The sequence below is a fragment of the Catellatospora chokoriensis genome (assembly GCF_011297315.1).
Taxonomy (GTDB): Bacteria; Actinomycetota; Actinomycetes; order Mycobacteriales; family Micromonosporaceae; genus Catellatospora; species Catellatospora citrea.
Window position 1 is genome coordinate 23,009 of the sequence record NZ_JAAOTI010000034.1, and the last position, 25,298, is coordinate 48,306.

Annotated in this window: 22 protein-coding genes and 2 pseudogenes; 10 read left to right on the forward strand and 14 right to left on the reverse strand. The window is 72.0% G+C overall.

The window, feature by feature from the left end; all coding sequences use genetic code 11:
• Window positions 1–107: 107 nt before the first annotated feature.
• From HAV39_RS35775 to HAV39_RS35785, 4 genes and pseudogenes are all read left to right on the forward strand, one after another.
• Window positions 108–881 (forward strand): 3-hydroxybutyrate dehydrogenase, encoded by a 774-nt coding sequence (locus HAV39_RS35775; protein WP_191843590.1) that lies wholly within the window; start codon window positions 108–110, stop codon window positions 879–881.
• Between the two features lie 23 nt (window positions 882–904).
• Window positions 905–1,801: pseudogene (locus tag HAV39_RS43745) on the forward strand (GAF domain-containing protein); the annotation flags it as partial.
• Window positions 1,802–1,972: 171 nt separating this feature from the next.
• A pseudogene (locus HAV39_RS43750) lies at window positions 1,973–2,965 on the forward strand (PucR family transcriptional regulator); the annotation flags it as partial.
• A gap of 71 nt (window positions 2,966–3,036) precedes the next feature.
• Window positions 3,037–3,792, forward strand: a complete 756-nt coding sequence (locus HAV39_RS35785; protein ID WP_191843592.1) for an alpha/beta fold hydrolase — start codon at window positions 3,037–3,039, stop codon at window positions 3,790–3,792.
• A gap of 193 nt (window positions 3,793–3,985) precedes the next feature.
• Here HAV39_RS35785 and HAV39_RS43455 read toward each other — a convergent pair whose 3' ends face one another.
• The 7 genes from HAV39_RS43455 to HAV39_RS35820 all read right to left on the reverse strand — a co-directional run bounded on the left by HAV39_RS43455 (window position 3,986) and on the right by HAV39_RS35820 (window position 11,304).
• Window positions 3,986–4,603: a TetR/AcrR family transcriptional regulator gene (locus HAV39_RS43455; RefSeq protein WP_191843593.1), complete on the reverse strand. Its 618-nt coding sequence runs from the start codon at window positions 4,601–4,603 to the stop codon at window positions 3,986–3,988.
• A gap of 13 nt (window positions 4,604–4,616) precedes the next feature.
• The gene (locus HAV39_RS35795; protein ID WP_191843594.1) at window positions 4,617–6,272 is read right to left on the reverse strand and encodes an MFS transporter; all 1,656 of its coding nucleotides are present in this window, start codon (window positions 6,270–6,272) and stop codon (window positions 4,617–4,619) included.
• 265 nt (window positions 6,273–6,537) lie between these two features.
• The gene (locus tag HAV39_RS35800; RefSeq protein ID WP_191843648.1) at window positions 6,538–7,530 is read right to left on the reverse strand and encodes a branched-chain amino acid ABC transporter permease; all 993 of its coding nucleotides are present in this window, start codon (window positions 7,528–7,530) and stop codon (window positions 6,538–6,540) included.
• Between the two features lie 38 nt (window positions 7,531–7,568).
• Entirely contained in the window at window positions 7,569–8,450 is an 882-nt protein-coding gene (locus tag HAV39_RS35805) for a branched-chain amino acid ABC transporter permease (protein ID WP_191843595.1), read from the reverse strand.
• Between the two features lie 105 nt (window positions 8,451–8,555).
• Entirely contained in the window at window positions 8,556–9,809 is a 1,254-nt protein-coding gene (locus tag HAV39_RS35810) for an ABC transporter substrate-binding protein (protein WP_191843596.1), read from the reverse strand.
• 30 nt (window positions 9,810–9,839) lie between these two features.
• Window positions 9,840–10,532, reverse strand: coding sequence for an ABC transporter ATP-binding protein (locus HAV39_RS35815; protein WP_191843597.1), 693 nt, complete (start codon window positions 10,530–10,532; stop codon window positions 9,840–9,842).
• Window positions 10,516–11,304 (reverse strand): ABC transporter ATP-binding protein, encoded by a 789-nt coding sequence (locus tag HAV39_RS35820; RefSeq protein ID WP_191843598.1) that lies wholly within the window; start codon window positions 11,302–11,304, stop codon window positions 10,516–10,518. Before HAV39_RS35820 ends, HAV39_RS35815 begins: the two co-directional genes overlap by 17 nt.
• Window positions 11,305–11,516: 212 nt before the next feature.
• Between HAV39_RS35820 and HAV39_RS35825 the strand changes: the two genes are divergently transcribed.
• Window positions 11,517–12,293 (forward strand): VOC family protein, encoded by a 777-nt coding sequence (locus HAV39_RS35825; protein ID WP_191843599.1) that lies wholly within the window; start codon window positions 11,517–11,519, stop codon window positions 12,291–12,293.
• 220 nt (window positions 12,294–12,513) lie between these two features.
• On the opposite strand, the gene HAV39_RS35830 is transcribed toward HAV39_RS35825, so the two are convergent.
• From HAV39_RS35830 to HAV39_RS35845, 4 genes are all read right to left on the reverse strand, one after another.
• Window positions 12,514–12,828 (reverse strand): 4a-hydroxytetrahydrobiopterin dehydratase, encoded by a 315-nt coding sequence (locus HAV39_RS35830; protein ID WP_191843600.1) that lies wholly within the window; start codon window positions 12,826–12,828, stop codon window positions 12,514–12,516.
• Window positions 12,829–13,054: 226 nt separating this feature from the next.
• Entirely contained in the window at window positions 13,055–13,807 is a 753-nt protein-coding gene (locus HAV39_RS35835) for a YebC/PmpR family DNA-binding transcriptional regulator (protein WP_120320052.1), read from the reverse strand.
• Window positions 13,808–13,846: 39 nt separating this feature from the next.
• The gene (gene pdxT / locus HAV39_RS35840; RefSeq protein ID WP_191843601.1) at window positions 13,847–14,476 is read right to left on the reverse strand and encodes a pyridoxal 5'-phosphate synthase glutaminase subunit PdxT; all 630 of its coding nucleotides are present in this window, start codon (window positions 14,474–14,476) and stop codon (window positions 13,847–13,849) included.
• A 16-nt stretch (window positions 14,477–14,492) separates the two neighbouring features.
• On the reverse strand, window positions 14,493–15,878 hold the full coding sequence (locus HAV39_RS35845) for a trans-sulfuration enzyme family protein (RefSeq protein ID WP_191843602.1): 1,386 nt from the start codon (window positions 15,876–15,878) through the stop codon (window positions 14,493–14,495).
• A 60-nt stretch (window positions 15,879–15,938) separates the two neighbouring features.
• Here HAV39_RS35845 and HAV39_RS35850 point away from each other — a divergent pair, with 60 nt between their 5' ends.
• The 5 genes from HAV39_RS35850 to HAV39_RS35870 all read left to right on the forward strand — a co-directional run bounded on the left by HAV39_RS35850 (window position 15,939) and on the right by HAV39_RS35870 (window position 22,426).
• A complete protein-coding gene (locus HAV39_RS35850) occupies window positions 15,939–16,409 on the forward strand; it encodes an Lrp/AsnC family transcriptional regulator (protein WP_191843603.1) in 471 nt (156 codons plus the stop codon).
• A 220-nt stretch (window positions 16,410–16,629) separates the two neighbouring features.
• Entirely contained in the window at window positions 16,630–17,934 is a 1,305-nt protein-coding gene (locus tag HAV39_RS35855) for a glycosyltransferase (protein ID WP_239120687.1), read from the forward strand.
• Window positions 17,931–19,820, forward strand: coding sequence for a glycosyltransferase family 39 protein (locus HAV39_RS35860; RefSeq protein ID WP_203736342.1), 1,890 nt, complete (start codon window positions 17,931–17,933; stop codon window positions 19,818–19,820). Before HAV39_RS35855 ends, HAV39_RS35860 begins: the two co-directional genes overlap by 4 nt.
• 42 nt (window positions 19,821–19,862) lie before the next feature.
• A complete protein-coding gene (locus HAV39_RS35865; protein ID WP_203736341.1) occupies window positions 19,863–21,947 on the forward strand; it encodes a galactose oxidase early set domain-containing protein in 2,085 nt (694 codons plus the stop codon).
• Window positions 21,944–22,426, forward strand: coding sequence for a hypothetical protein (locus tag HAV39_RS35870; protein WP_191843604.1), 483 nt, complete (start codon window positions 21,944–21,946; stop codon window positions 22,424–22,426). Before HAV39_RS35865 ends, HAV39_RS35870 begins: the two co-directional genes overlap by 4 nt.
• Before the next feature lie 59 nt (window positions 22,427–22,485).
• Here the strand turns inward: HAV39_RS35870 and pdxS are convergent, their stop codons facing one another.
• The 3 genes from pdxS to HAV39_RS35885 all read right to left on the reverse strand — a co-directional run bounded on the left by pdxS (window position 22,486) and on the right by HAV39_RS35885 (window position 25,298).
• Window positions 22,486–23,394, reverse strand: a complete 909-nt coding sequence (pdxS, locus tag HAV39_RS35875) for a pyridoxal 5'-phosphate synthase lyase subunit PdxS (RefSeq protein ID WP_191843605.1) — start codon at window positions 23,392–23,394, stop codon at window positions 22,486–22,488.
• A 225-nt stretch (window positions 23,395–23,619) separates the two neighbouring features.
• Window positions 23,620–24,111, reverse strand: coding sequence for a hypothetical protein (locus tag HAV39_RS35880; RefSeq protein WP_191843606.1), 492 nt, complete (start codon window positions 24,109–24,111; stop codon window positions 23,620–23,622).
• Window positions 24,112–24,143: 32 nt separating this feature from the next.
• Window positions 24,144–25,298, reverse strand: a complete 1,155-nt coding sequence (locus HAV39_RS35885) for a glycosyltransferase family 4 protein (protein WP_191843607.1) — start codon at window positions 25,296–25,298, stop codon at window positions 24,144–24,146.

Here is a 25,298-nt window from a genome sequence, read left to right on the forward strand (position 1 = left end):
CACCACCGTCAGCGCGGCCGAGCCACGTCCCGCCACATCCGTTCCCGGCACACTGTGTGGGCGCGACCCATGTGCGCGCTCCCGCGCGGCTCGTAGGTTCACGCACCATGACGACCGCGACGCCGCCACTCGTTCGACTCGACCTCACCGGCCGCACCGCTCTGGTGACCGGCGCCGGCAGCGGCATCGGCCGGGCCTGCGCGGCCCGGATGGCGCAGGCCGGGGCGAAGGTCCTCGTGGTCGACCGGGACGCGGCGTCGGCCCGGCTGGTCGCCGACGAGATCGGCGGCACCGCGGTGGTCGCCGACCTGGCCGAACCGGCCGCCCTCGACGAGCTCGACCCGGCCGTCGACGTGATCGTCAACAACGCGGGCCTGCAGCACGTCGCGCCGCTGCCGGACTTCGACCCCGACCGCTTCAGCTACCTGCACCAGGTCATGCTGGTCGCGCCGTTCCGCCTGGTGCGCCGCGCGCTGCCGCACATGTACGCCCAGGGCTGGGGCCGGATCGTCAACATCTCCTCGGTGCACGGGCTGCGCGCGTCGGCGTTCAAGTCGGCGTACGTGTCGGCCAAGCACGGCCTCGAAGGGCTGTCGAAGGTCATCGCCGTCGAGGCCGCCCCGTACGGGGTCACCGCGAACTGCATCAACCCCGCCTACGTGCGCACCCCGCTGGTCGAGGGCCAGATCGCCGACCAGGCGCGCTCGCACGGCATCGCCGAGACCGAGGTCATCGAGCGGATCATGCTGGCCAAGGCGGCGATCAAGCGCCTGATCGAGCCGGCGGAGGTCGCCGAGCTGGCCGCCTACCTGTGCACCGACGCCGCCTCGTTCATCACCGGCACGTCCATCGCCATGGACGGCGGCTGGACAGCCCAGTGATCGGCGGGGTAGGAATGCGAGCCATGCCCTCCTCGACCATCCGGTTCCTCGAACTGCTCGAGCGCGAGGCGGCCCCGGTCGAGTTCGAGGGGCCGCTGGTCCAGGCGCGCTCGCGGGGCGCCGGCCCGGACGAGATCGCCGAGCTGGAGGAGGCGAAACTCGCCGCGCTGCGGGTGCGGGCGCTGCTGGAGCGCCGCCGCCGCCGCGAGGCGGAGCTGTCCGGCCTGTACGACACCGCGGGCGACCTGGCCGGCCTGCGCGACCTCGACGCGGTGCTGCACGCGATCGTGCATCGGGCCCGCAACCTGCTCGGCACCGACATCGCCTACCTGACCATGAGCGACGACGCCGCCGGCGACGTGTACATGCGGGTCACCGACGGCTCCGTCTCGGCGAAGTTCCAGCGGCTGCGACTGCCGCTGGGCGCGGGCCTAGGCGGCCTGGTCGCGCAGACCGGCACCCCCTACGCCACGGCGAACTACCCCGAGGACCGCCGCTTCCACCACACCGGCGAGATCGACGCGGGGGTGGGAGAGGAGGGGCTCGTCGCCATCCTGGGCGTACCGCTGCGGCTGGGCTCGCGCGTCATCGGCGTGCTGTACGCGGCCAACCGATCCGAGCGCCCGTTCGCCCGCGAGGAGGTGTCGCTGCTGGTGTCCCTCGCCGCGCACGCCGCCGTCGCCATCGACACCGCCCGCCTGCTCGGGGAGACCCAGGCGGCGCTGACCGAGTTGTCCGCCGCGTCCGCCAAGATCTCCGCGCACAGCGCGTCGGTGGAGCGCGCCGCGGCCGCGCACGACCGGATGACCGCGCTCGTGCTGCGGGGCGGCGGCGTCGAAGAGGTCGCCGCCGCGGTCACCGAGGTGCTCGGCGGACGCCTGATGGTGCTGGACGCCGACGGCCGCACCCTGGCCGCGGTCGGCGCACCCGCCCTGCCGGGGGCGGCATCGGACGCGATCGGCGGCCTGACCGGGCCGGGCGGCGACAACAGCATGATCGCCGTCGGCGGCCGCTGGGACGCCGAGGTGTCCACGGGCGCGGGCCTCGCCGACACGCACGGCACGGTGCCGCTGCCCGACCCGTCGATCGTGGCCGAGGCGCTGGCGACCTCCCGGGCCGACGGGCGCGCCGTACGCCGGGGCGGCCTGTGGTTCGCCGCCGTCGTCGCCGGGGCGGAGAACCTCGGCGCGCTGGTCTGGCGACCGCAGCACGACACCGGCCACCCCGACCAGCAGATCCTCGAACGCGCCGCGCTGGTCACCGCGCTGCTGCTGCTGTTCCGGCGCACCGTCGCCGAGGCGGAGGGCCGGGTGCGCGGCGAGCTGCTCGACGACCTCATCGCCCGGCCGGTACGCGACCCGGAGTCGCTGCGGGCACGGGCCCGCCGGCTGAACGTCGACCTGTCCCGCCCGCACGTGCTGGTCTGCGTCGACGACGCGGCGGCCACCTCCGGCCCGGCCCGGCAGCGGGCGGTGTCGTGGGCGCACACCTTCGCGGGCACGCATGCCGGGCTGGCCGCCACCCGCGACGGCCGGGTGGTGCTGATGGTGCCCGGCACCGACGCGGGCGCCCTGGCCCGCTCGGTCGCCCGGGAGCTGGGCCGGGTGCTGGGCCGCCCGGTCACCGCGGGCGCGGCCGGGCCCGCCGCCGACCCGGCCGGGCTGGCCGCGGCGTTCAAGGAGGCCGACCACTGCGCCACCGCGCTGGCCGCGCTGGGCCGGGTCGGCGACGGCGCGTCCACCGCCGAGCTGGGTTTCGTCGGGCTGCTGCTGGGCGCGGTCCGCGAGGGCGGCGACCCGGACGTGACCCGGTTCCTGCGCGACACCATCGGTTCGGTCGTCGACTACGACACCCGCCGCGGCACCACGCTGGTCAAGACACTGGAGTGCTACTTCGGCACGGGCGGCAGCCTGGCCCGCGCCGCCGAGCAGCTGCACGTGCACGTCAACACGGTCACCCAGCGGCTGGACCGGGTGGCCCAGCTGCTCGGCGCGGACTGGCAGCGCCCCGACCGGGCGCTGGAGGTGCAGCTCGCGCTGCGCCTGCACCGGCTGGGCAGCAACGCCGAACAACTTTCGGACTGACCCCCACCCGCATCCGTCCCTCGGCGGTACTGACAGACGACAGCGTCTCGTCCGTCCACCGAGGAGTCCCGATGCGAAGACTGGCCCTGCTCGCCGCCGCCGCTGCCGTCGCCCTGGCCGGGTGCTCCAGCGGCGGCGACCCGGCGCCGGCCCCGAGCCCGACCGGCCTGAACGCGGGCGCGACCTGCGAGCTGCCGGCCGGGGCACGGCAGACCAGGTTCGGCGACCACGGGGCCGACCTGGGCGGGGTCATCCTCGGCAGCGGCAAGACCGGGATCGTGCTGGCCCACCAGAACGGCGGCGACGTGTGCCAGTGGCTCCCGTACGCGTTCGAGCTGGCCGGCAAGGGTTACCGGGTGCTCATGTTCGACTTCGGCGGGTTCGGGGTGTCCACGCGCGGCGAGCTGGACACCCCGCAGCAGGTCGCGGCGGCCGCGGCCACGCTGCGCGCGGACGGCGCGACCAGCATCGTGCTGATCGGCGCGTCGATGGGCGGCACCGCGGTGCTGGCCGCCGCGCCGGCGCTGGCTCCCGCGCCGGTCGCCGTGGTGGCGCTGTCCGCCCCGGTGCTGTTCGGCGCGGACGCGTCGACGGCCGCGCCGAAGCTGACCATGCCGGTGCTGTACGCGGCGGGCGAGTTCGAGAGCAGCTTCGCCGACAGCGCCCGCGAGCTGTACGGCCTGACCCCGAAGACGACCGTCAAGGAGCTGCTGATCGTGCCGACCGACTGGCACGGGGTGCTCCTGGTGTCGCTCGGCGGCCCGGCCGCGACGGACACCGTACGGGCGAAGCTCGCCGAGTTCCTCCAGGCGCACGCGCCGGTCTGACGGCGGCGCGGCCACGGCGGACGGGGGTTCGGCGTCGTTGCGGATCAGGGTGCCGCAACGCCGCCGAGGGGACGCCTCAGCTGCGCCGCAACCGCTCCGCGGTGAGGAGGGGCACCTTCTGCGACACATGGCGTTGCGAAGGTGCCCTTCCTTCGCAGAGACGCGTCGCCGGCTGGGCCCGACGGGCCGGGGCTCAGGCGGCGACGCCCTGCAGGACCACGTCGACGATCTGCTCGGTGAGGTCGTCGACCTCGTCGAGGCGGGGGTTCCAGCGCACCATGCGGTGCAGCAGCAGCGGGCTGATCAGCATCGACACCACCACCTCGATGTCGAGGTCGGCACGCAGCTCGCCGGTGGCGACGCCGCGGCGCAGCACCTCGCGCATCACCTCGCGGCGCGGCTCGGTGATCGCCTCCTGCCAGATCCGGTATGCCTCCGGGCTGCGCGACACCTCCGGCATCAGGCAGGGCATCACGCGGACGGCCCGCTGGTCCTTCTGGCCCACCACGCTGAGCAGGCGGATCAGGTCGGCGCGCACCGAGTCGCCCAGCGGCTGCGTCGGCGGGCCCTTGAGCTTGACCAGCGTCTCGAGCAGCAGCTCGTCCTTGCCCGCCCAGCGCCGGTAGATGGTCGCCTTGCCCACGCCGGCGCGGGCCGCGATCGCCTCCATGCTCAGCGCCTCGACGGTGGTGCCCTCCTCGATCAGGTCGAGGACCGCCTCCAGGATCGCCTCATGCGCACGGGAGCTGCGCGGACGCCCCTGCGTCCGCGCAGCTCCCGGCGTCGCCGGCAGTTCAGCGAGCTCAGTCATGGTGAACGAAACCTTACCCGACCGTGGACAACCGGGACGGCCGCTGCACGTCGCCCTCGTCACCCTCGGCGGCGGGAACCGAGCGGTTCACCGGAACCCCGGCCGGGACCGCGGGACCACCGGCGCCCGGCGCTCCACCCGGACCAGCCGCGCCCTGGGCCAGCTTCTTGGGCATCCAGCGCAGCACCACCGCGACCGCGATCAGCGCCACCAGCGTGGAGCCGAGCGCCGCCCAGTGCATGGCGTGCACGAAGGCGTCGTTGGCGGCGGTCACCAGCGGCGCGCCCGCCGGGCCGAGGTTGCCGGCCACGCCGTACGCCCCGGCGACGGACTCGTTGGCGATGTCGCGGATCGGCCCGGGCAGCGCCGCTGTCGCGGGCTCGATCTCGCCCCGGTAGACCCCGGCCACGACCGAGCCGAGCACGGCCACGCCCATGGCCACGGCGACCTGCCGGACCGTGTTCGACACGGCCGAACCGACGCCGGCCTTCTCCCGCGGCAGCACCGACATGATCGTATTGGTGGCGGGCGGCATCACGTTGGCCATGCCGGCGCCCATGAAGAAGAAGTTCACCACCACGATCCAGATCGGGGTGTCCACCTGCAGGGTGGCCAGCACCGCGAAGGTGACCCCGGCCACCAGGATGCCCGCCGCCGACACGCTGCGCACACCGAACCGCTTGACCAGGTTCGTGCTCAGCGGCGCGAACACCATCTGGCCCACGGCGAACGGCACCAGCAGCGCGCCGCTCTGCATCGGCGAGTAGTCCCGCACCAGCTGCAGGTAGAAGCCGACGAAGAAGAACGAGCCCATGGACGCGAAGAACAGCAGGCCGATGCTGGCCACCGAAGCCGAGAACCGGGCGTCGCGGAACAGCTTCACGTCCAGCGAGGGGTGCGTGGTGCGCCCCTCCCACCAGACGAACGCCGCCAGCACCAGCGCGCCGCCGATCAGCGAGGCCCACACCTCGGGCCGGCCGAAGCCGTGCTCGCCGCCGTCGACGATGCCGTACACCAGCGCCACCAGGCCGACCACGGACAGCACCACGCCGACCAGGTCGATGCGGCCCGGCTGGGGGTCACGCGACTCGGGCACCAGGAACGCGACCGCGACCAGGCCGAACAGGATGATCGGCACGTTGATCATGAATACGGAGCCCCACCAGAAGTGCTCCAGCAGGAAGCCGCCGAGCAGCGGGCCGATGGCGACCGCGAGGCCGACCGAGCCGGCCCAGATGCCGATCGCCTTGCCGCGCTCGCGCGGGTCGAAGACGTTGGAGATGATCGAGAGTGTCACCGGCATGATCGCCGCGCCGCCGACGCCCATGAAGGCGCGGGCCGCGATGAGCTGGCCGGGGTCCTGCGCGTAGGCCGACAGCACGGACGCGATGCCGAACAGCACCAGGCCGATGAGCAGGAAGCGCTTGCGCCCCCAGCGGTCGCCGAGCACGCCGAAGCTGAACAGCAGCCCGGCGAAGACCAGGGTGTACGAGTTGATGGCCCACTCCAGCTGGCTCTGGGTCGCGCCCAGGCCGTGGACGGGGTCGGCGAGCGTACGCATCGCCACGTTGAGCACGGTGTTGTCGAGCACGACCACGAGCAGGCTGATCACCAGCACGCCGAGAATCGCCCAGCGCCTCGGGTGCCCGGTGTTGGCAGCAGAGTCCACGTGTTTCCATCCCCCAGGATTCCGATACGGTTCCGTTCCGTATCGGAAGTGACGCTACGCCCGACCCTTCAAATACGAAACCGTCCCGTATCGAAAGTGACCCACCCCACTTCCCGGAATAACACCGCGCGCCCCGGCAACCATGCCGGGGCGCGCGCCCACGATCATCCGACTTGCCTGGCAGACGGGCGTATCTTGACCGCTCTTTCGCACATTTGCCAGGCAATTCGGGCGATCTTGAGGACCTGCCGGGGCGGTGCGGCTGTCAGCCGCGGCGGCGGAGCCAGTGGGTGACGGTGCCCCAGAGGCCGCGGCGGAAGATGAGGACGGCCAGGACGAAGATGGCGCCGGTGACCAGGCCGATCTGTTCGAAGCCGGCGAAGGAGAGCCAGTCCTCCAGGCGGGTCACGCCGGCGGCGCCGACGACCGGGCCCCACAGGGTGCCGATGCCGCCGAGCACCACGATGATCACGGCCTTGCCCGAGGTGGTCCAGTGCAGCACGTCCAGCGAGACGAACCGGTGGCCGATGGCGAACAGGCCGCCGCCGAGCCCGGCGGTGAACGCCGACAGCAGGAACGCGGCCAGCTTGTACCGGTGGACCGGGTAGCCGAGCGCCCGCGCGCGGGCCGGGTTGTCCCGGATCGCCACCAGCACCCGCCCGAACGGCGAGTGCACCGCGCGCCAGACCAGGAACAGCCCGCCCGCCACGATCGGCAGCGCCGCGTAGTAGAAGTAGTACTCGTCGGTCAGGTCCAGCCCGAACAGCTCGCGCGGCACCCGCTGCAGGCCGTTCTCGCCCTGGGTCACCGAGCGCCACTGGTTGGCGATGTAGTACACCATCTGCGCGAACGCGAGGGTGACCATCGCGAAGTAGATGCCGACCCGCTTGACCGCCAGGTAACCGACCGGGATCGCCAGCACCACCGCGGCCAGCGCGCCGAGCAGCACCGCGACCGGGAACGGCAGGCCCCAGTTGATCGCGGCCAGGCCGGTGGCGTAGGCCGAGGTGCCCCAGAAGGCCGCGTGCCCGAAGGACATCAGGCCGGTGTATCCGAGCAGCAGGTCCACCGCCACCGCGAACAGCGCCCAGCAGGCGATGTCGACGGCGACCGTCGGATAGAGACCGTTGGGCAGCCACAACGCGACCAGCAGCGCCGCCCCGGCAAGGCTCCAGCGCAGCCACCGCGGCACGATCGTCCCGCCCCGGGCGGACGCGTCGGCGGGAACCGGAGCCGCCGCGCCGGCGGGTGCCCGCACCTCCGTGCTCTGATCGACTGCGGCAGCAGCAGTGTCGCTCACGCCGGGGCCTCCTCTCGTCCGAACAGGCCGGCCGGGCGCCACAGCAGCACCCCGGCCATCACCAGGAAGACCAGCACCTGCGACAGCAGCGCCCAGTGCTCGCCCAGTGCCTGCACCCAGGCCTGCACCAGGCCGATCGCGAATCCGGCGGCCACCGAGCCGAAGATCGAGCCCAGGCCGCCGATCACCACCACCGCGAAAACCACGATGATCAGATCCGCGCCCATCAGCGGGTTCACCGCCCGGATCGGCGCGGCCAGCACGCCGGCCAGCCCCGCCAGGCCGATGCCGAACCCGAACACCGGTGTCACCCACCGGGCCACGTCGATGCCGAGCGCGGTGCTCAGCTCGGGACGCTCGGTGGCCGCCCGCACCACCACGCCGACCCGGGTCCGGCTGAGCAGCCACCACACGCCGACACAGACGGCGATGGCCATGACCAGCACGAACACGCGGTACGCGGGGAAGTCGAACGCGCCGAGGTCGAGCGTGCCGGACAGGATCTCCGGGGCGTCGTACGGACTGGACTGCACGCCGTAGCGGGACTTCACCGCGTCCTGCAGGATCAGCGTCAGGCCGAACGTGAGCAGGAAGTTGTAGAGCGGATCGAGGCGGGCCAGCCGGGCGACCACCAGCCGTTCCAGCGCCATGCCGAACAGGGCCAGCACGAGCGGCATGAGGATCAGCGCCCACCAGAACGCCAGGCCGACCTCGGTGAGCAGGACGTACGCCCCGAACGCGCCGAGCATGTAGATCGCGCCGTGGGCGAAGTTGACGACGCGGAGCATGCCGAAGATGACCGCGAGACCGAGCGCCAGCAATGCCAGGAAAGCACCGCCGACCAGCCCGTTGAACGTGTGTTGCAGGAAATTCACCATGAGGCGGGGGCCTTCCGGGTTAAGAAGGGCACCGCCGACAACGCGTAGCGATGTGCCGAGCTGCTGCTCGTCCCGCCGGCGCGAGCCGACGATGCCCTTCCTTCGTCAGAGCTTGCAGTCGGGGCTGGGGGTGCGGAAGGCCTCGGCGGCGGGGATGGTGCGGAGGATCTTCACGTAGTCCCACTCCTCCGTGACCTCGGCGGGCGCCTTGACCTGGGCGAGGTAGGCGTCGTGCACCACGCGGTGGTCCTCGGCGCGGATCTTGCCGTTGCGCAGGAACAGGTCGTTGACGGTCTTGCCTTCGAGCTGCTTGACCACCGCGTCCGAGCCGTCGGTGCCGGCGGCCTGCACGGCCTCCAGGTACTGCAGCGCCGCGGAGTAGTTGGCGGCGTGGGCGAAGGTCGGGCGGACCCCGGCGGCCTTCTGGAAGCGGTCGGCGAAGGTGCGGTTGGTCAGGTCGTAGTTCCAGTACCACGCGTCGGTGTAGGTGGTGCCGGCGAGCGCGGCCGGGGTCAGCGAGTGGATGTCGGTGAGGAACATCAGGCCGACCGCCAGGCCGACGCCCTTGTCCCGCAGCTTGAACTCGTTGTACTGCTTGACCAGCGCGACCAGCTCCGCACCGGCCTGCATGGTGCCCAGCACGTCCGGCTTCGGGTTCAGCGTCGGGGCCTTGAGCAGGTACGTCGAGAAGTCACCGCTGGTGTTCGGGAACGGCGCCGCGTCCCGGCCGACGATCTTGCCGCCGGCCGCCTCGACCGCCGCGGAGAAGCTCTTCTCCATGTCCTGGCCGAACGCGTAGTCCGGGTACACGATGTACCAGTTCTTCCTGCCTTCCTCGGTGGTGTTGCGGCCGGTGCCGTTGGCCAGCATGTACGTGTCGTAGGCGTAGTGGAACGTGTACTTGTTGCAGGACTTGCCGGTCAGGTCGGTGGTCGCCGCGGAGATGTTGAAGTAGAGCTTCTTCTTCTCCTTGGCCACGTCGGCGACCTTCAGCGCGGCCGACGAGGTCGGCACGTCGAGGATCACGTCGACGGCCTTGCGGTCGTACAGCTCGGCGGCCTTGGCGTTGGCCACGTCCGGCTTGTTCTGGTGGTCGGCGGTCTCCACGCCGAACTCCTTGACCACGGCCTTGTCGCCGTACTTCTCCTGGTAGTCGGCGATGGCCAGCTCGACGGCCTTGATCGAGTTCTTGCCGGACAGCTGCGAGTAGGCACCGGACTGGTCGTTGAGCACGCCGAACACGACCTTGCCGTCGGACAGCCCGCCACCGGCGGCAGTCGACTGCGGGCCGCCCCCGCCGCAGGCAGTGGTCAGCAGCGCCGTGGAACAGAACATCACCAATAGTGCTTTGGTACGCATGACATCTCCCTGGGGTGTGGGTGGTGCCTTTCAGATGCCGAGGTAGGCCAGCAGGTCCTTCTCGCGCGCGGCGACCTCGGAGTTCTCCAGCGACTCCACGACGCGCCCCTCCGCCAGCAGGTGATGGCGGTCGGCGACGGTGGTGGCGAAGTGCAGGTTCTGCTCCACCAGGAGCACGGCCACCCCGTGCTGCTTGGCCTGGCGCAGGATGTCGCCGACCTGCGCGACCAGCAGCGGGCTCAGGCCCTCGGTGGGCTCGTCGCAGAGCAGCAGCCGCGCGCCCATCCGCAGCACCCGGGCCAGCGCGAGCATCTGCTGCTCACCGCCGGACAGCGTGGTCGACGGAGCGCCGCGCCGGGCGTGCAGGTGCGGGAACGCGTCGTACACCTGCTCCAGCGACCACGGGGCCGGGCCGACCACGGGCGGCAGCGACAGCGTCTCGGCGACGGTCAGCGTGGCGTAGCAGCCGCGATCGTCGGGCACCCAGCCCAGGCCGGCCCGGGCCCGCCGGTGCGCGGGCTGCCCGGACAGCGGCTTGCCGTCCAGCTCGACGGTGCCGCGCTGGCCCTGGTGCAGGCCCATCACGCAGCGCAGCAGCGTGGTCTTGCCCGCGCCGTTGCGCCCGCACAGGGTGACCACCTCGCCTGCGGCGATCTCCAGGCTCACCCCGCGCAGCACCTGCGCCTCGCCGTACCAGGCCGACAGTTCATGAATGCGCAGCACGGACGGCTCCCTCACCCAGGTAGGCGGTGATCACGCGCTCGTCCGCGCGCACCTCGTCGTACGGGCCCTCCACCAGCACCCGGCCGGCCTGCAGCACGGTGACCCGGTCGGCCAGCGCGCCGACCACGGACATGTTGTGCTCCACCATGACCACGGTCCGGCCGGTGCGGACCGCGGCGATCAGGGCGATCGTGCGGTCCACGTCCTCCAGGCCCATGCCCGCCGTCGGCTCGTCCAGCAGCAGCACCGACGGCTCCAGGGCCAGCGCCAGCGCGAGTTCCAGGGCCCGCTTGCGGCCGTACGCGAGCGCGTCAGCGGTCGTGTGCGCCAGGTCGGCCAGCCCGACCATGTCCAGCAGCGCCATGGCCTGCGGGGTGTAGCGGCGCATCAGCTTCGCCGACCGCCAGAACTGCCAGCCCAGCGACGATCCGCTCTGCAGCGCCAATGCGACGTGCTCCAACGCCGTGAGCTGGCCGAACAGGCTGGTGATCTGGAAGGAGCGGGCCACGCCGCGGCGGGCGAAACCCTCCGGGGCCAGGCCGGTGAGGTCCGCACCCGCCACTTCGATGCGGCCGGCGGTCGGCGGCAGAAAGCCGGTGAGCAGGTTGAACAGTGTGGTCTTGCCGGCTCCGTTGGGCCCGACCAGCGCATGCACGCTGCCCGCGGCCACGGCGAGGTCGACGCCGTCGACCGCACGGAAGCCGCGGAACTCCTTGGTCAGCCCGCGAGCCCGTAAGGCAGGGTGCTGACCTGCGGATCCTTCTGAGCCCATCTGTTGCTCCTTGGGATGCTTCGTACTACGTGACCCGGGTCACTGCGAATGCCGGGGAAACGTATGACTCATCGGGCGGCAACAGCCATGTAACGCGTCCACACAATCGACACGTCGACGATGTGCGATTCGCGCGGTTCCGCTCCCCTCGTCTGCCACCATCGGATGAAGCGGACAAACCGGTCCGTGTCACGAAACAGAGGGGTATCGGCATGGCCAACGCACCCGGCGTTCCCACCTGGGTCGACCTGAGCACCACCGATCTGAAGAGCGCCACGGAGTTCTACACCCAGCTGTTCGGCTGGGACGCCGAGGTCACCCCAGAACCTGAGGCAGGCGGCTACACGACATACCTGATCGACGGCAAGCAGGTCGCCGGCGCCGGCCCGATCCAGGGCGAGAGCCAGCCACCGATGTGGACGACGTACGTCGAGACCTCCGACGCGGCGGCCACCGCCGCCAAGGTCGTCGAGTTCGGCGGCAGTGTCCTGCTGGAACCGTTCGACGTGCTCGGATACGGCCAGATGGCGGTCTTCCTGGACCAGGCCGGGGCGATGTTCGCGGTGTGGCAGCCCGGCACCCACGGCGGCGGCGAGATCTTCCGCAGGCCCGGCACGCTGGCCTGGAACGAGCTGACCACTCGCGACCCGGAGGGTTCGAAGATCTTCTACGGCGGGGTGTTCGGCTGGAAACCGCAGGACATGCCGCTCGGCCCGGTCGTCTACACCGAGTTCCAGCTCGACGGCGCCCGCGTCGCGGGCATGATGCCGATGGAGGGCGACGAGTGGCCGGAGGACCTGCCGCCACACTGGATGGTGTACTTCCACGTCGCCGACTGCGACGCCGCCGTCACCCACGCCCAGGAGCTCGGCGGCACCGTCTCCATCCCGCCCACCGACATCCCACCCGGCCGCTTCGCCGTCCTGGCCGACCCCCAGGGCGCCTTCTTCTCCGTAATCAAGGTCACCCCCGACCGCCTCACCGACTGAGCCTGCGAACAAAGGAAGGGCACCTTCTTAACGCTCCGCGTTAAAGAAGGTGCCCTTCCCAACATTCCACCCACCACAAGCTGGGCAAACGCGACCACTCCACCTACTCCCTACTCCGAGCCCGAGCCGCGACTGCAGTTCCGGGGAAACTGCAGCTTTGACCACGCTGGTTCGTGCAGTTTCCCCGAAACTGCAGGGCGCGACCGCAGCCGAGGCAGGGTCAGTGGTTGGCGGGCTGGTCGGCGGTGGCGTCGGCGACGATTTCGTCGATCATGCGGGCCAGCCGCAGGTCGAGGTCGGTGAGACCGCCGGCGGCATGGGTGCAGCACGTGAAGGTGAGATGGCGGTAGCGGATGTCCATGTCCGGATGGTGGTCCATGCTTTCCGCCGCCTCGCCCACCCGGGCCACCACGGCCAGCGCGGCGGGGAAGCTGGGCAGCTTCACGGTGCGGGTGATGCCGTGCACGTCGCCGGTCCAGCCGCGCAGGGCGGCCAGGCCCTGCTCCAGCTCGCCGGGGTTGAGGACTTCGACCATAGAGACCATGATGCCCAGAATTCGCCCTCCGTCACCCGGATAGCGGAAAGAAGACCGATCTTCCTGCCATGATCGCTCGACCTGCCGGGCAGATGTGCCCGTGCGTATCCGGTCGCAAGATACGCACAGGTGCCGGGCAAGTCGAGCGATCATGGGCCGCGCTCGGCGGGCGGGACGGCGCAGGGCCCCGTCCGGGGTCGGACGGGGCCCTGCGCACCGAGCGGGATCAGGCCTCGATCTTCTCGATGATCTCGTCGGAGATGTCGAAGTTCGCGAAGACGTCCTGGACGTCGTCGCAGTCGTCGAGCACGTCGATCAGCTTGAGCACCTTGCGGGCGCCGTCCTCGTCCAGCGCCACCTGCACGCTGGGCACGAAGGTCGACTCGGCCGACTCGTACTCGATGCCCGCCGCCTGCAGCGCGTTGCGGACCGAGAGCAGGTCGCCCGCCTCGCTGATGACCTCGAACGACTCGCCGAGGTCGTTGCACTCCTCCGCGCCGGCGTCGAGCACCGCGCCGAGCACGTCGTCCTCGGTCAGGCCGTTCTTCGGCACGATGACCTGGCCCTTGCGGGAGAACATGTACGACACCGAGCCGGCGTCGGCCAGGTTGCCGCCGTTGCGGGTGAGCGCGGTGCGCACCTCGGTCGCGGCGCGGTTGCGGTTGTCGGTGAGGCACTCGATCAGGATCGCCACGCCGTTGGGGCCGTAGCCCTCGTACATGATGGTCTGCCAGTCGGCGCCGCCGGCCTCCAGGCCGGAGCCCCGCTTGAGCGCCCGGTCGATGTTGTCGTTGGGGACCGAGTTCTTCTTGGCCTTCTGGACCGCGTCGTACAGCGTCGGGTTACCCGCCGGATCGGCCCCACCGGTGCGCGCCGCCACCTCGATGTTCTTGATGAGGCGGGCGAACAGCTTGCCCCGCTTGGCGTCGATCGCCGCCTTCTTGTGCTTGGTCGTCGCCCACTTTGAGTGGCCGGACATCAGATCCTCCGTCAGCGCGCTGGTGAAGAGCCCCCCGGGTCAGGAGGCCTGGTCACGCACCATGTCGACGAAGAGACGGTGCACCCGCAGATCCCCGGTGAGCTCCGGGTGGAACGAGGTGGCCAGCAGGTTGCCCTGCCGGACCGCGACCATCCTACCGGTGGCGGGGCCTGCGGTGACCCGGCCCAGCACCTCGACATCACCGGTGACCGACTCGACCCACGGCGCGCGGATGAAGATCGCGTGCACCGGCTCGCCCTCGACGCCCGCGATGTCGACCGGGGCCTCGAAGGAGTCGACCTGCCGGCCGAAGGCGTTGCGGCGCACCGTCATGGCGATGCCGCCGAACGTCTTCTGGTCAGGCCGCCCGTCGAGCACCTCGTCGGCGAGCATGATCATGCCGGCGCACGAACCGTACGCCGGCATGCCTTCGGCGAGTCGCTTGCGCACGGGCTCGTACACCTCGAACGCGAGCGCCAGCTTGCTCATGGTGGTGGACTCGCCGCCCGGGATGACCAGGGCGTCGATCTCGGCGACCTCCTCGGGGCGGCGCACCGGCCGGCCGATCACGTCGCACTCGGCCAGCGCGGCCAGGTGCTCGCGCACGTCACCCTGCAGGGCGAGCACACCGATGACGAGGTCTGGCACGGGTCCTCCCAAGAAGATCATCCACTGTAGGTGAAGTCTATGCCGGAACGGGCGCGCTCCCGTTGACGGCCTGCGCCGATGTGGCGGACACCGCGCCCGCGTCCGCCAGCGCGGCGAACTCCTCGTCGAACGCCTGCTCCGCCGGAGCGGCCGGAGCCATGGCGGGCACTGCCGGAGCCATGCCCGGTGCGGCCGGGACAGGCGCCGGCGCGGACGGGGCCACGGGAACGGCGGCTGCGACGGTGACCGTGGCGCGGGTCGCGGCGGTCAGGGCCTGGTCCAGGTCGGCCCACAGGTCGTCGACGTCCTCCAGGCCGACCGACATGCGCAGCAGGTTCGGGGTGATGCCGCCGGTCTGCTTGCCCTCGGCGTCGACGAGCCGGTGCGTGAGCAGGGCCGGGTGCTCGATCAGCGAATCGACCGAGCCGAGGCTGACCGCCGGGGTGATCAGGCGCAGCGCGGCGACCACGGCCGCGGCGTCACCGGTCGTCTCGAACGCGATCATCGCGCCGGGCCCGCGCATCTGGCGGCCGACCAGGCCGCGCGGGTCGCTGCCGGGCAGGCCCGGGTAGTGCACCTTGCCGATACCGCGGTGCACGGCCAGGCGCACGGCCAGCGTCGCGGCGGTGGCCTGCGCGGCGCGTACCCGCAGCGGCAGGGTGGCCAGGCCGCGGTGCAGCAGGTAGCCGGCCAGCGGGTGCAGCACCGCGCCGGTGAGGATGCGCACCTGGCGCAGCGCGCCGGCCCGCTGCTCGGCGCAGGCGACCACGCCGCCGAGCACGTCGCCGTGCCCGCCGAGGTACTTGGTGCCGGAGTGCACCACGTAGGACGCGCCCAGCTTGGCGGGGTTCTGCAGCACCGGCGTGGCGAAGGTGTTGTCGACCAGCACCGGCACGTCGCCGGCCTGGATGCAGACGGTGGCGATGTCGACCAGGCCCAGGGTCGGGTTGCCCGGGGTCTCCACGACGACGAGGCCGGTGTCGGGGCGGATCGCGCCCGCGACCTCGTCCTGGTCGACCCAGGTCACGGACAGGCCGAGCAGGCCGATGGAGAGCAGGTGGTCGGTGCCGCCGTAGAGCGGGCGTACGGCCACCACGTGCCGCCGGTCGCTCATCAGGCAGGCGGCCTGCAGCACCGCGGTGATCGCGGCCATGCCGGAGGCGAACGAGACGGCCGCCTCGGTGCCCTCCAGCTCGGCGAGCGCCTGCTCGAAGCGGGCCGTGGTCGGGTTGTAGAGCCGCTGGTAGACCGGGGTCGCGGCGGTGGCCGCGCCGTCGGCGAACGCACCGAGGGCCGCGCCCGCGGCGACCTGGTCGTGCATCGGGTACGTGGTGGAGAAGTCCAGCGGGAGCGCGTGCACACCGAGCTCGGCCAGGTCAGCGCGGCCCGCGTGTACGGCACGGGTGTCGACGGCGTAGGTCATGGGCGTGATCTTCGGGCCTTCTTCGGCCCCGGTAAACCGGTTCCGAATACTCTTCGGGGTATGGCGGAGAACACCGTGCTTGATGCGATCGACACGGCGATCCTGCGCGAGTTGCAGAACGATGCGCGGATCTCGAACAAGGACCTTGCGGCGCGCGTCAACGTGGCGGCCTCGACCTGCCTGGAGCGGGTGCGCGCGCTGCAGCGCCGGGGGGTGCTGGCGGGCTTCCACGCCGACGCCGATCCGGCCGCGCTGGGCCGCCCGCTGCAGGCCTACATCGCGGTGCGGGTCCGCCCGCACAACCGCGACGTGGTGGAGCCGTTCATCCGCTTCGTGCTCGACCTGCCCGAGACGCTGGCGCTGAGCCACATCGCGGGCGCGGACGACTTCCTGGTGCACGTCGCCGTACGCGACGCCGCCCACCTGCAGCGCCTGCTCCTGGACGGGTTCACCTCCCGCCGCGAGGTGGCCCACCTGGAGACCCAGCTGATCTTCAGCCACATCCGGAAGTGGGACATCAGCCCCCTGTGACACGGAGCCCCCACTCGCGGCCGACGGGCGGCGGCCGACGGCCGTGTCATGCCCGTGACAGCCGGTGACGGGGCGCCCTCGACGACGCGCTCACGCCGTGATTTCTCCGCGTAGCCATTCGTCCGCGGCACCGGTTACCCAAGGCATACGACCGGCGGATACGGAATCCGCTCACGTGGCGACCCCGCGCCTCTCATGTCCGTTTTGTACAGATAAGGGAATGTATGCCCCAATCGACCAGCGGCCGGACGGGCAGGTCATGGCTGCCGTCACGATGACCGTCGTCTCCCTCGCCCTGTTCGCCTTCGCCGTGGTCACCCTCTGGTGGACCATGCACGCCTGGCGCACCCCGGAGACGCTCGCCGCCACCCGGTTCGCCGCGCCCGACGGCGCGCACACGCTCTCCTTCTCGCTGCTCGTCCCGGCCCGGCACGAGGAGGAGGTGCTCGCGCACACCGTGCGGCGGCTGCTCGAGTCGACCCACCCGCACTACGAGGTGATCCTCGTGGTCGGCCACGACGACGAGGGCACCACCACGGTCGCCCGGCAGCTCGCCGAGCGGACCCCGGACCGTGTCCGCGTGGTCGTCGACACCAACGAGGTCAAGAGCAAACCCAAGGCGCTCAACAGCGCGCTCCCGCACTGCCGCGGCGACGTCGTCGGCGTCTTCGACGCCGAGGACCAGGTCCACCCCGCCCTGCTCACCCACGTCGACCACGCCTTCCGCCGCAGCGGCGCGACCGTGGTGCAGGGCGGCGTCCAGCTGATCAACTTCTATTCCAGCTGGTACAGCCTGCACAACTGCCTGGAGTACTTCTTCTGGTTCCGCAGCCGCCTGCACCTGCACGCCCGCCGGGGTTTCATCCCGCTCGGCGGCAACACCGTCTTCGTCCGGACCGAGGTGCTGCGCCGCGCCGGCGGCTGGGACGGCGCCTGCCTCGCCGAGGACTGCGACCTAGGCGTACGGCTGTCCAGCAGCGGCGAGCGGGTCGTCGTCGCCTACGACTCGGCGATCGTCACCCGCGAGGAGACCCCCGACTCGGTGTCCGGGCTGCTCAAGCAGCGCACCCGGTGGAACCAGGGGTTCCTGCAGGTGCTGCGCAAGGGCGACTGGCGGGGGCTGCCCACCTTCTGGTCCCGCATGCTCGCCCGGTACACCCTGACCGGCCCGTTCGTGCAGGCGTTCTCGGCGGTCGCGATGCCGATCGGCCTGTACGTGGCGCTGTTCGCGCACGTGCCGGTCGCGGTCGCGATGCTGACCTTCCTGCCCGCGCTGCCCACGGTCGCGACGCTGGCGTTCCAGGTGGCCGGGCTGCGCGACTTCGGGCTGCAGTTCGGCCTGCGGGTGCGGCCGGTGCACTACGCGCAGCTCGTGCTCGGCACCTTCCCGTACATGATGATCCTTTCGGTGGCCGCGGTCCGCGCCATCTGGCGGGAAGGGACCGGGCGCACCAACTGGGAGCTGACCCGGCACGTCGGCGCGCACCTGACCGACACCCCGGCGGCGGACGGCAGCGCGTCATGACCACGTCGTCACGCCGCCGCTCGCGCTCGCGCGCCCGCTCCCGCACCGTCCCGAAACCGGCCGGCCCGCCCCGGGACATCACCGTCGCGTTCCGCGCGCCCACACCGCCCGAGCCCGCCGACGCGCCGATCGAGCGGACGCAGCCGGCCGAAGCCGAAGTCCAGGCCGAGGTCGAGTCCGAAGCCGAAGTCCAGCTGGAGGTGGAGGTCGAAGCCGAAGCCCAGGCCGAGGTCCGACCCGAAGCCGAGGCCCAAGCCGAGATCGAGGTCGAGGTCGAGGTCCTAGCCGGCGTCGAGGTCGTGGTCGAAGGCGAGGTCGTGGTCGAAGGCGAGGTCGAGCCCCAGCCGGAGACGGGGCGCGCCCGGTTGCTGCGCCGCCTGCGGTCACCGGGCAGCCTGCTGGTCACCGGCACCACTGCGCTCGTGCTGTCCGTGCACGCCTGGAACATCACCGGGTTCCCGGCCGCCAGCGACGACGAGGGGACCTATCTCGCCCAGGCCTGGGCCGTGCAGCAGGGACTGGGTCTGGGCCACTACACCTACTGGTACGACCACCCGCCGCTGGCCTGGATCCAGCTCGCCGCGCTCTCCTGGCTGCCCGCGCTGCTGTCCGACGGGCTCACGGTGCCCACCGCGCGGGTGTCGATGCTGGTCGTCACCGCCGCCATCCTGCTGCTCACCTACCTGCTCGGCCGCCGTATCGGCCTGCCCCGCTGGGCCGCGGCGGTCGCGGTCCTCACCTACGGGCTCTCGCCGCTGGCAGTGACGACGCAGCGGCAGATCTACCTGGACAGCTTCGCCGTGGCGTGGCTGCTCGGCGCGCTCGTGCTGGCGCTGTCGCCCCGGCGGCACCTCTGGCACCACGTCGCGGCGGGCGCGGCGGCGGCCGTGGCCGCACTGTGCAAGGAGACCATGATCGTGGCGTTGCCCGCGGTGGTGCTCGCGCTGTGGCAGGGCACGGCCCGCAACGGGGTGCGCGCCTTCTCCTTCGCCGGGTTCGGCAGCGGGGTGCTGCTGGTCGGCGGCTTCTACCCGCTGTTCGCGATGCTCAACGGCGAGCTGCTGCCGGGCCCGGGCCACGTGTCGCTGATCGGGGCCTGGCAGTTCCAGCTGCACAGCCGCACCGGGTCGGGCAGCGTGTTCACCGCGGGCAGCCCGGCCAACACGGTGGTGGGCTCGTGGCTGTACTACGACGCGGTGCTGCTGGCCGGCGGCGTGCTGGCTGCGGCGGTGGCGCTGGCGGTCCGCCGGCTGCGGGTGCCCGCCGTCGCGGTGGCGCTGCTGGCGGTGGTCGCGCTGCGTCCCGGCGGCTACCTGCCGACGATGTACGTGATCCAGGCGCTGCCCTTCCTCGCGCTGTGCCTGGCCGGGGTGCTGGCGCTGGCCGTCCGGCACGCGCTGTCCGGCCCACCGGGCGAACAGGTCCCGGGCTGGCGCCGGACGGTGCTGTGGGGGCTCGCCGCGCTCGCCGTCGCCGTGGTCGGGGTGCGCTGGTCGGGCGGCACCCATCGGGCCTTCACCGCCCGGGACAACGCCCCGTACGAGGCGGCCGCGGCGTGGCTGCGCGAGAAGCTGCCCGACCGGGCCGGCACCCGGGTCGTCGTCGACGACGTGCTCTGGCTCGACCTGGTCCGGGACGGGTTCCCGCGCGACAACGTGCTGTGGTTCTACAAGGTCGACCTGGACGCCAAGGTCGCCGCCGGGCTGCCCCGCGGCTGGCGCGACGTCGACTACGTGGTCTCCACCCCGGCGATGCGCGGCGACCGGGCCCCGCTGCCGACCGTGGACGCGCTGCTGGAGCACACCGACGTGGTGGCGACCTTCGGCGCGGGAGGCGACCGGATCGAGATCCGCCGGGTGCCGGACTCCCCTGCCGACCGGCGCTGACCGCGCCGTGACCGAGCACGACACCGATCCCAGGGAGGCGACGTGAATCCGATCCCGTGGCTGCGGGCGCGCCGGCGGAGGCCGGCACTGGTGCTGGCCGCGCTGCTGGCCGCGGCGGGCCTGACCGCCGAGGCCGCGTACGCCGACGCGAACCTGGTCGCCAATCCCGGCCTGGAGGCGCTGTCCGGCGGCGGCTTCCCGCTCTGCTGGAACGCCGCGGGCTGGGGTGACAACACGTACACGTTCGCGGTCACCGCCGACGCGCACAGCGGCGCGTCCGCCATGGCGATCACACTGGCGGACCGGGCCTCCGGCGACCGCAAGGCGATGATGGTGGAGGACCCGTCGTGCGCCCCGAACGTCGCGCCGGGCCACCAGTACGACCTGTCGGTCTGGTACAAGACGACGACCACCAGCACGGTCATGACGATGTTCCGGCACGACACGGCCGCCGGCTGGCAGTACTGGACGGACCTGGCGTCGCTGCCGGTGGCCACGGCCTTCACCGAGAAGACGGTGCGCACGCCGCCGGTCCCGCCGCACACCGACCAGATCACCTGGGGCGTGACCGTCTACGACACCGGCACCCTGGTCACCGACGACTACCGGATGGTCGACGTCACCCAGCCGACGCCGGGCTCGGCGTGCAGCTCGGGCGAGGCCTGCACGAAGGGGACGTGGCAGGTGATGCCGTTCACCGCGCCGGCCCGGGCCATGCACGCGGTCGTGCTGCACAACGGGAACGTGCTGCTGGTGGCCGGTTCCGGCAACGACGCGGACGCGTTCGCGGCGGGCAGTTTCGCGACCGCGCTGTACCAGCCGTACAGCGGGACGTTCGTCGAGGTGCCGACCCCGGCGGACCTGTTCTGCTCCGGGCACGTGCAGCTCTCCGACGGCCGGGTCCTGATCATGGGGGGCAACAAGGACTACCCGAGCGCGGACGGCGCGACGGGCTACCGGGGCCTGAAGGAGTCCTACGTCTTCGACCCGGCGACCAACGCGTACACCCGGCTCAACGATCTGAACGCCGGGCACTGGTACCCGTCGGCGACCCTGCTGGGCAACGGCGACGTGATCTCGCTGGGCGGGCTCGGCGAGGACTCCGGGGGCACCGTGGCCACCGAGTACTACTCCGCGGCGCAGGGCCGCTGGCTGGGCATGAACGAGACCAACCAGACCTGGCGCTTCTGGGGGCTGTACCCGTCGATGATCCTGATGCAGGACGGCCGGCTCTTCTACACCGGCAGCCACGTCTTCGGGGACAACCTGCCGGGCACCGGCGCGTCCCTCTACGACCACGCCGCGGGCACCGTGACCGACGTGCCCGGCCTGCAGCGCAAGGACGAGCGGGACCAGTCGATGAGCGTGCTGCTGCCGCCCGCGCAGGACCAGCGGGTGCTCACCCTGGGCGGCGGCAACAACCTCCGCAACCCCGACGCCAACCGGCTCACCGACGTGATCGACCTGAAGGCCGCCGCTCCGGCGTACACCCCGGGCCCTCTGATCCCGACCGGGACGCTCACCGGCGGCGTGCCGCAGACCGCGACGCAGGGCAAGATGTACGTCTCCGCGGTGCTGCTGCCCGACGGCCTGGTCTTCGAGACCGGCGGCGGCCTGCACAACCGGGCCGACCCCGTCTACGAGGCGTCGATGTTCGACCCGGCCACGAACACGTTCACCGCGGGCATGGCCACCGACCCGATGCCGCGCACGTACCACTCGTCGGCGTTCCTGCTGCCGGACGGGCGGGTGATGGCCTTCGGCGACAACCCGGGCGACGGCTCGTTCGCCACCCACATCTCGATCTACTCCCCGCCGTACCTGTTCCGGGGGGCGCGGCCGCAGCTCAGGTCGGTGGCGAGCACGCAGTGGGCGTACGGCTCGACGCAGCAGGTCACGGTGGACGGCCCGGTGCTCAAGGCGGCCCTGATCCGCCCGGCCGCGGTGACCCACTCGTCCGACCCCAACCAGCGCTACGTGGACCTGCCCATGACGGTGCACGGCGACGGCACCGTCGGCCTGAACCTCACCAGCAACCCGAACATCGCGCCGCCCGGCTGGTACATGCTCTTCGTCGTCGGCGCCAACGGGGTGCCGTCCGTAGCCAAGTGGGTGCACGTCTCGTGAACAGGTCCACGCGTACCGCGCTGCGGCTGCTCGCGGCCGCCGCCTTCCTGCTGACCGTCGCCACCGGCCCCCGGCCGTCGACCGCCACGGCGGGGCCGGCCGCCGCGGCCTGGCTCACGCTGCGCCCGTATCCGTCCAGGCCCACCGCGGTCCGGCCGTTCGTGCAGCCCTTCGCCCGCAACCCGCAGGCCAGGCCGCAGCGGGCGCTGCCGAGACCGAAGCGGCCACCCGAGCTGCCCGCGGGCATCGACGGCTGCGACCACGGCTACCGCATGCCGGATCGGCCGGGCCTGTGCGTGCCGTGGCGGTTCCCGCCCGGGGTGCGCGCGCGCTGCGACTGGCTGCGTGGCCACGGGTATTTCGACCCGGCCCCGGACGGCACGGTCCCGCGCCTGCTGGCACACGGCAAGGACCGGCACCACCTGGACCTGGACCACGACGGGGAGGCCTGCGAGAAAGCAGATCGACCCGCCCGCTGAGCAGCGGGCGGGTCGTCAGGCGGCGCGCACGGCCGGTCCCGTCACCGGGCCCGGAGGGTTCACCAGCCGCGCTCGGCCAGGCGGTGCGGCTGCGGGATCTCGTCGACGTTGATGCCGACCATGGCCTCGCCCAGGCCGCGGGAGACCTTGGCGAGCACGTCCGGGTCGTCGTAGAAGGTGGTGGCCTTGACGATCGCCTCGGCGCGCTGGGCCGGGTTGCCCGACTTGAAGATGCCCGAGCCCACGAAGACGCCCTCGGCGCCGAGCTGCATCATCATCGCGGCGTCGGCCGGGGTGGCGATGCCGCCCGCGGTGAACAGCACGACCGGCAGCTTGCCGGTCTCGGCGATCTCCTTGACCAGCTCGTAGGGCGCCTGCAGCTCCTTGGCCGCGACGTAGAGCTCGTCGGCGGGCATGTTCTGAAGACGCCGGATCTCCAGTCGGATCTGGCGCATGTGGGTGGTGGCGTTGGAGACGTCACCGGTGCCGGCCTCGCCCTTGGAGCGGATCATGGCCGCGCCCTCGGTGATCCGGCGCAGCGCCTCGCCGAGGTTGGTCGCGCCGCACACGAACGGCACGGTGAACTGCCACTTGTCGATGTGGTTGGCGTAGTCGGCCGGGGTCAGCACCTCGGACTCGTCGATGTAGTCGACGCCGAGCGCCTGCAGCACCTGGGCCTCGACGAAGTGGCCGATGCGGGCCTTGGCCATGACCGGGATGGAGACGGCGTTGATGATGCCGTCGATCATGTCGGGGTCGCTCATGCGGGACACGCCGCCCTGGGCGCGGATGTCAGCGGGCACCCGCTCCAGCGCCATGACGGCGACGGCGCCGGCGTCCTCGGCGATCTTCGCCTGCTCCGCGTTGACGACGTCCATGATCACGCCGCCCTTGAGCATCTCGGCCATACCGCGCTTCACGCGGGCGGTGCCGGTCACCGGTACGTTCACAGACTCGGTTGCAGACATGATGTCGCGCTTCTCCTGACACACGGGATCTCAAGGACCGCGGAGGAGGCCGCCCGGCGTCTTGCGATCACCGCAGGGCGGACGGCAGGCTCCGCTGGCCTGAATTCTACGCGGGGGCGTGCGGGCCACCCGACGGCCAATCAGCACCCTGTGGCCCGGCCTGTGACCTGAGTCACAGGTGTGACCTGGGACAACTCAGCGGAAGCCGCAAATGTACCCGAGGTCTCAGCTGACGCTCAAGGTCGGGTCGTCGATGTCGAAGTACGACGGGCGGGTGTGCTTGCGGTTGAGCCGCAGCAGCCGCACCAGCGGCCGCTCCCGGGAGGCCAGCGCGGCGCGGACCAGGTCGGTGTGCATCTGGCGGGCCAGCGCCACCCGGCGGCTGGCCGCGATCACGGCGGCCCCGTCCGGCCCCTGGGGATCGAGGGCCTGCTTGCGCAGCATCCGGGTGAGGTCGTTCTCCGAGGCCTCCCGGTCGTCCTCGCGGGCGTCCAGCGCGGCGCGGGCCGCGGCGTACAGGTCCGCGCCCGCCGGATCGCCGACCAGCTCGGTCTCGGCCAGCACCGCGGCGGCCGCCGCCCGGCGCACCAGCTGGGAGTCCAGCGCCCGGCCCGCCGAGGCGGCCCGCAGGTGCAGGCGGTCCACCCGCCCGGCGGTCCAGGTGACGTACGACGCGATCACGACCACCAAGGCCACCACGCCGATCACCCAACCCATGCGGGGCATCGTAGTGGTGCGCTGTTACGGCCTCACCACTGCGCGGGGGGATCGGCTCCGCTGACCGTCTCGCCGAGCGCCTCGATGGCGCTGTTGTAGACCTCCAGCACCCGCGCGGCGACCACCGGCCAGTCGTACGCGGCGACCACCCGCTCCGCGTGTTCGGCCAGCTCACGGCGGCGTTCGCCGTCGTCGAGCAGCGCCGTGACGGCGTCGGCCAGCGACGCGGCGTCGCCGTTGGGGAACAGCGCGCCGGCCCGGCCGCCGTCGAGCACCCGGCGGAACGCGTCCAGGTCGGTGGCGACCACGGGCGCGCCGGCCGCCATCGCCTCGGTGAGGATCATGCCGAACGACTCCCCGCCGGTGTTCGGCGCGATGTAGAGGTCGACGCTGCGCAGCATGCGCGCCTTGTCGTCCTCCGACACCTTGCCCAGGAACGTGGTGCGCTCGGCCACCACCGGCGGCAGGTCCACCTCGTCGAGGTCGCCGGGGCCGGCCAGCAGCAGCCGCATGCCGGGACGCCCCGGCATCACGTCGGCCAGCGCGCGGGCGAGGATGTCGAAGCCCTTGCGGGGCTCGGTGAAGCGGCCCAGGAAACCCACCGTGCCGCCGTACCCCGGACGGCACTCGCCCGGCCAGCCGGGCAGCGGCTCGGCGTCGGCGAAGTGCGCCACCGAGACGCCGTTGGGGATCTCCACCGCACCGCCGTCCAGGTGCTCCACCTGCACCCGGCGGGCCAGCTCACTGACCGCGATGCGGCCGGTGATGCGCTCCAGCACCACCCGGGCCACCGGCGCGCCCGCGGCCAGCGCTCGCGAGCGGGTCATCGCGGTGTGGAAGGTCGCCACCACCGGGCCGCGCGCCGACATGACGGCCAGCAGCGACAGGCTCGGCGTGAGCGGCTCGTGCACGTGCAGCACGTCGAAGTCGCCCTGGTGCAGCCAGCGCCGGGTGCGGGCGGCCGAGATCGGGCCGAAGTTGAGTCGGGCCACCGAACCGTTGTAGGGCACCGGCACGGCCCGCCCGGCGGCCACCACGTACGGCGGCAGGGGCTGGTCGTCGTCGGCCGGCGCGAGGACGCTGACCTCGTGCCCCATCGCGATCAGCGTCTCGGCGAGGTCGCGGACGTGGAACTGCACCCCGCCCGGCACGTCCATCGAGTACGGGCAGACGATTCCGATCCGCAC

Excerpts from the sequence above, each read along its gene's own strand:
- HAV39_RS35775 (WP_191843590.1), top strand. The coding sequence starts at position 108 with ATGACGACCGCGACGCCGCCACTCGTTCGACTCGACCTCACCGGCCGC.
- HAV39_RS35785 (WP_191843592.1), top strand. The coding sequence starts at position 3,037 with ATGCGAAGACTGGCCCTGCTCGCCGCCGCCGCTGCCGTCGCCCTGGCC.
- HAV39_RS43455 (WP_191843593.1), bottom strand. The coding sequence starts at position 4,603 with ATGACTGAGCTCGCTGAACTGCCGGCGACGCCGGGAGCTGCGCGGACG.
- HAV39_RS35805 (WP_191843595.1), bottom strand. The coding sequence starts at position 8,450 with ATGGTGAATTTCCTGCAACACACGTTCAACGGGCTGGTCGGCGGTGCT.
- HAV39_RS35810 (WP_191843596.1), bottom strand. The coding sequence starts at position 9,809 with ATGCGTACCAAAGCACTATTGGTGATGTTCTGTTCCACGGCGCTGCTG.
- HAV39_RS35820 (WP_191843598.1), bottom strand. The coding sequence starts at position 11,304 with ATGGGCTCAGAAGGATCCGCAGGTCAGCACCCTGCCTTACGGGCTCGC.
- HAV39_RS35825 (WP_191843599.1), top strand. The coding sequence starts at position 11,517 with ATGGCCAACGCACCCGGCGTTCCCACCTGGGTCGACCTGAGCACCACC.
- HAV39_RS35830 (WP_191843600.1), bottom strand. The coding sequence starts at position 12,828 with ATGGTCGAAGTCCTCAACCCCGGCGAGCTGGAGCAGGGCCTGGCCGCC.
- HAV39_RS35835 (WP_120320052.1), bottom strand. The coding sequence starts at position 13,807 with ATGTCCGGCCACTCAAAGTGGGCGACGACCAAGCACAAGAAGGCGGCG.
- pdxT (WP_191843601.1), bottom strand. The coding sequence starts at position 14,476 with ATGATCTTCTTGGGAGGACCCGTGCCAGACCTCGTCATCGGTGTGCTC.
- HAV39_RS35845 (WP_191843602.1), bottom strand. The coding sequence starts at position 15,878 with ATGACCTACGCCGTCGACACCCGTGCCGTACACGCGGGCCGCGCTGAC.
- HAV39_RS35850 (WP_191843603.1), top strand. The coding sequence starts at position 15,939 with ATGGCGGAGAACACCGTGCTTGATGCGATCGACACGGCGATCCTGCGC.
- HAV39_RS35855 (WP_239120687.1), top strand. The coding sequence starts at position 16,630 with ATGTATGCCCCAATCGACCAGCGGCCGGACGGGCAGGTCATGGCTGCC.
- HAV39_RS35860 (WP_203736342.1), top strand. The coding sequence starts at position 17,931 with ATGACCACGTCGTCACGCCGCCGCTCGCGCTCGCGCGCCCGCTCCCGC.
- pdxS (WP_191843605.1), bottom strand. The coding sequence starts at position 23,394 with ATGTCTGCAACCGAGTCTGTGAACGTACCGGTGACCGGCACCGCCCGC.
- HAV39_RS35880 (WP_191843606.1), bottom strand. The coding sequence starts at position 24,111 with ATGGGTTGGGTGATCGGCGTGGTGGCCTTGGTGGTCGTGATCGCGTCG.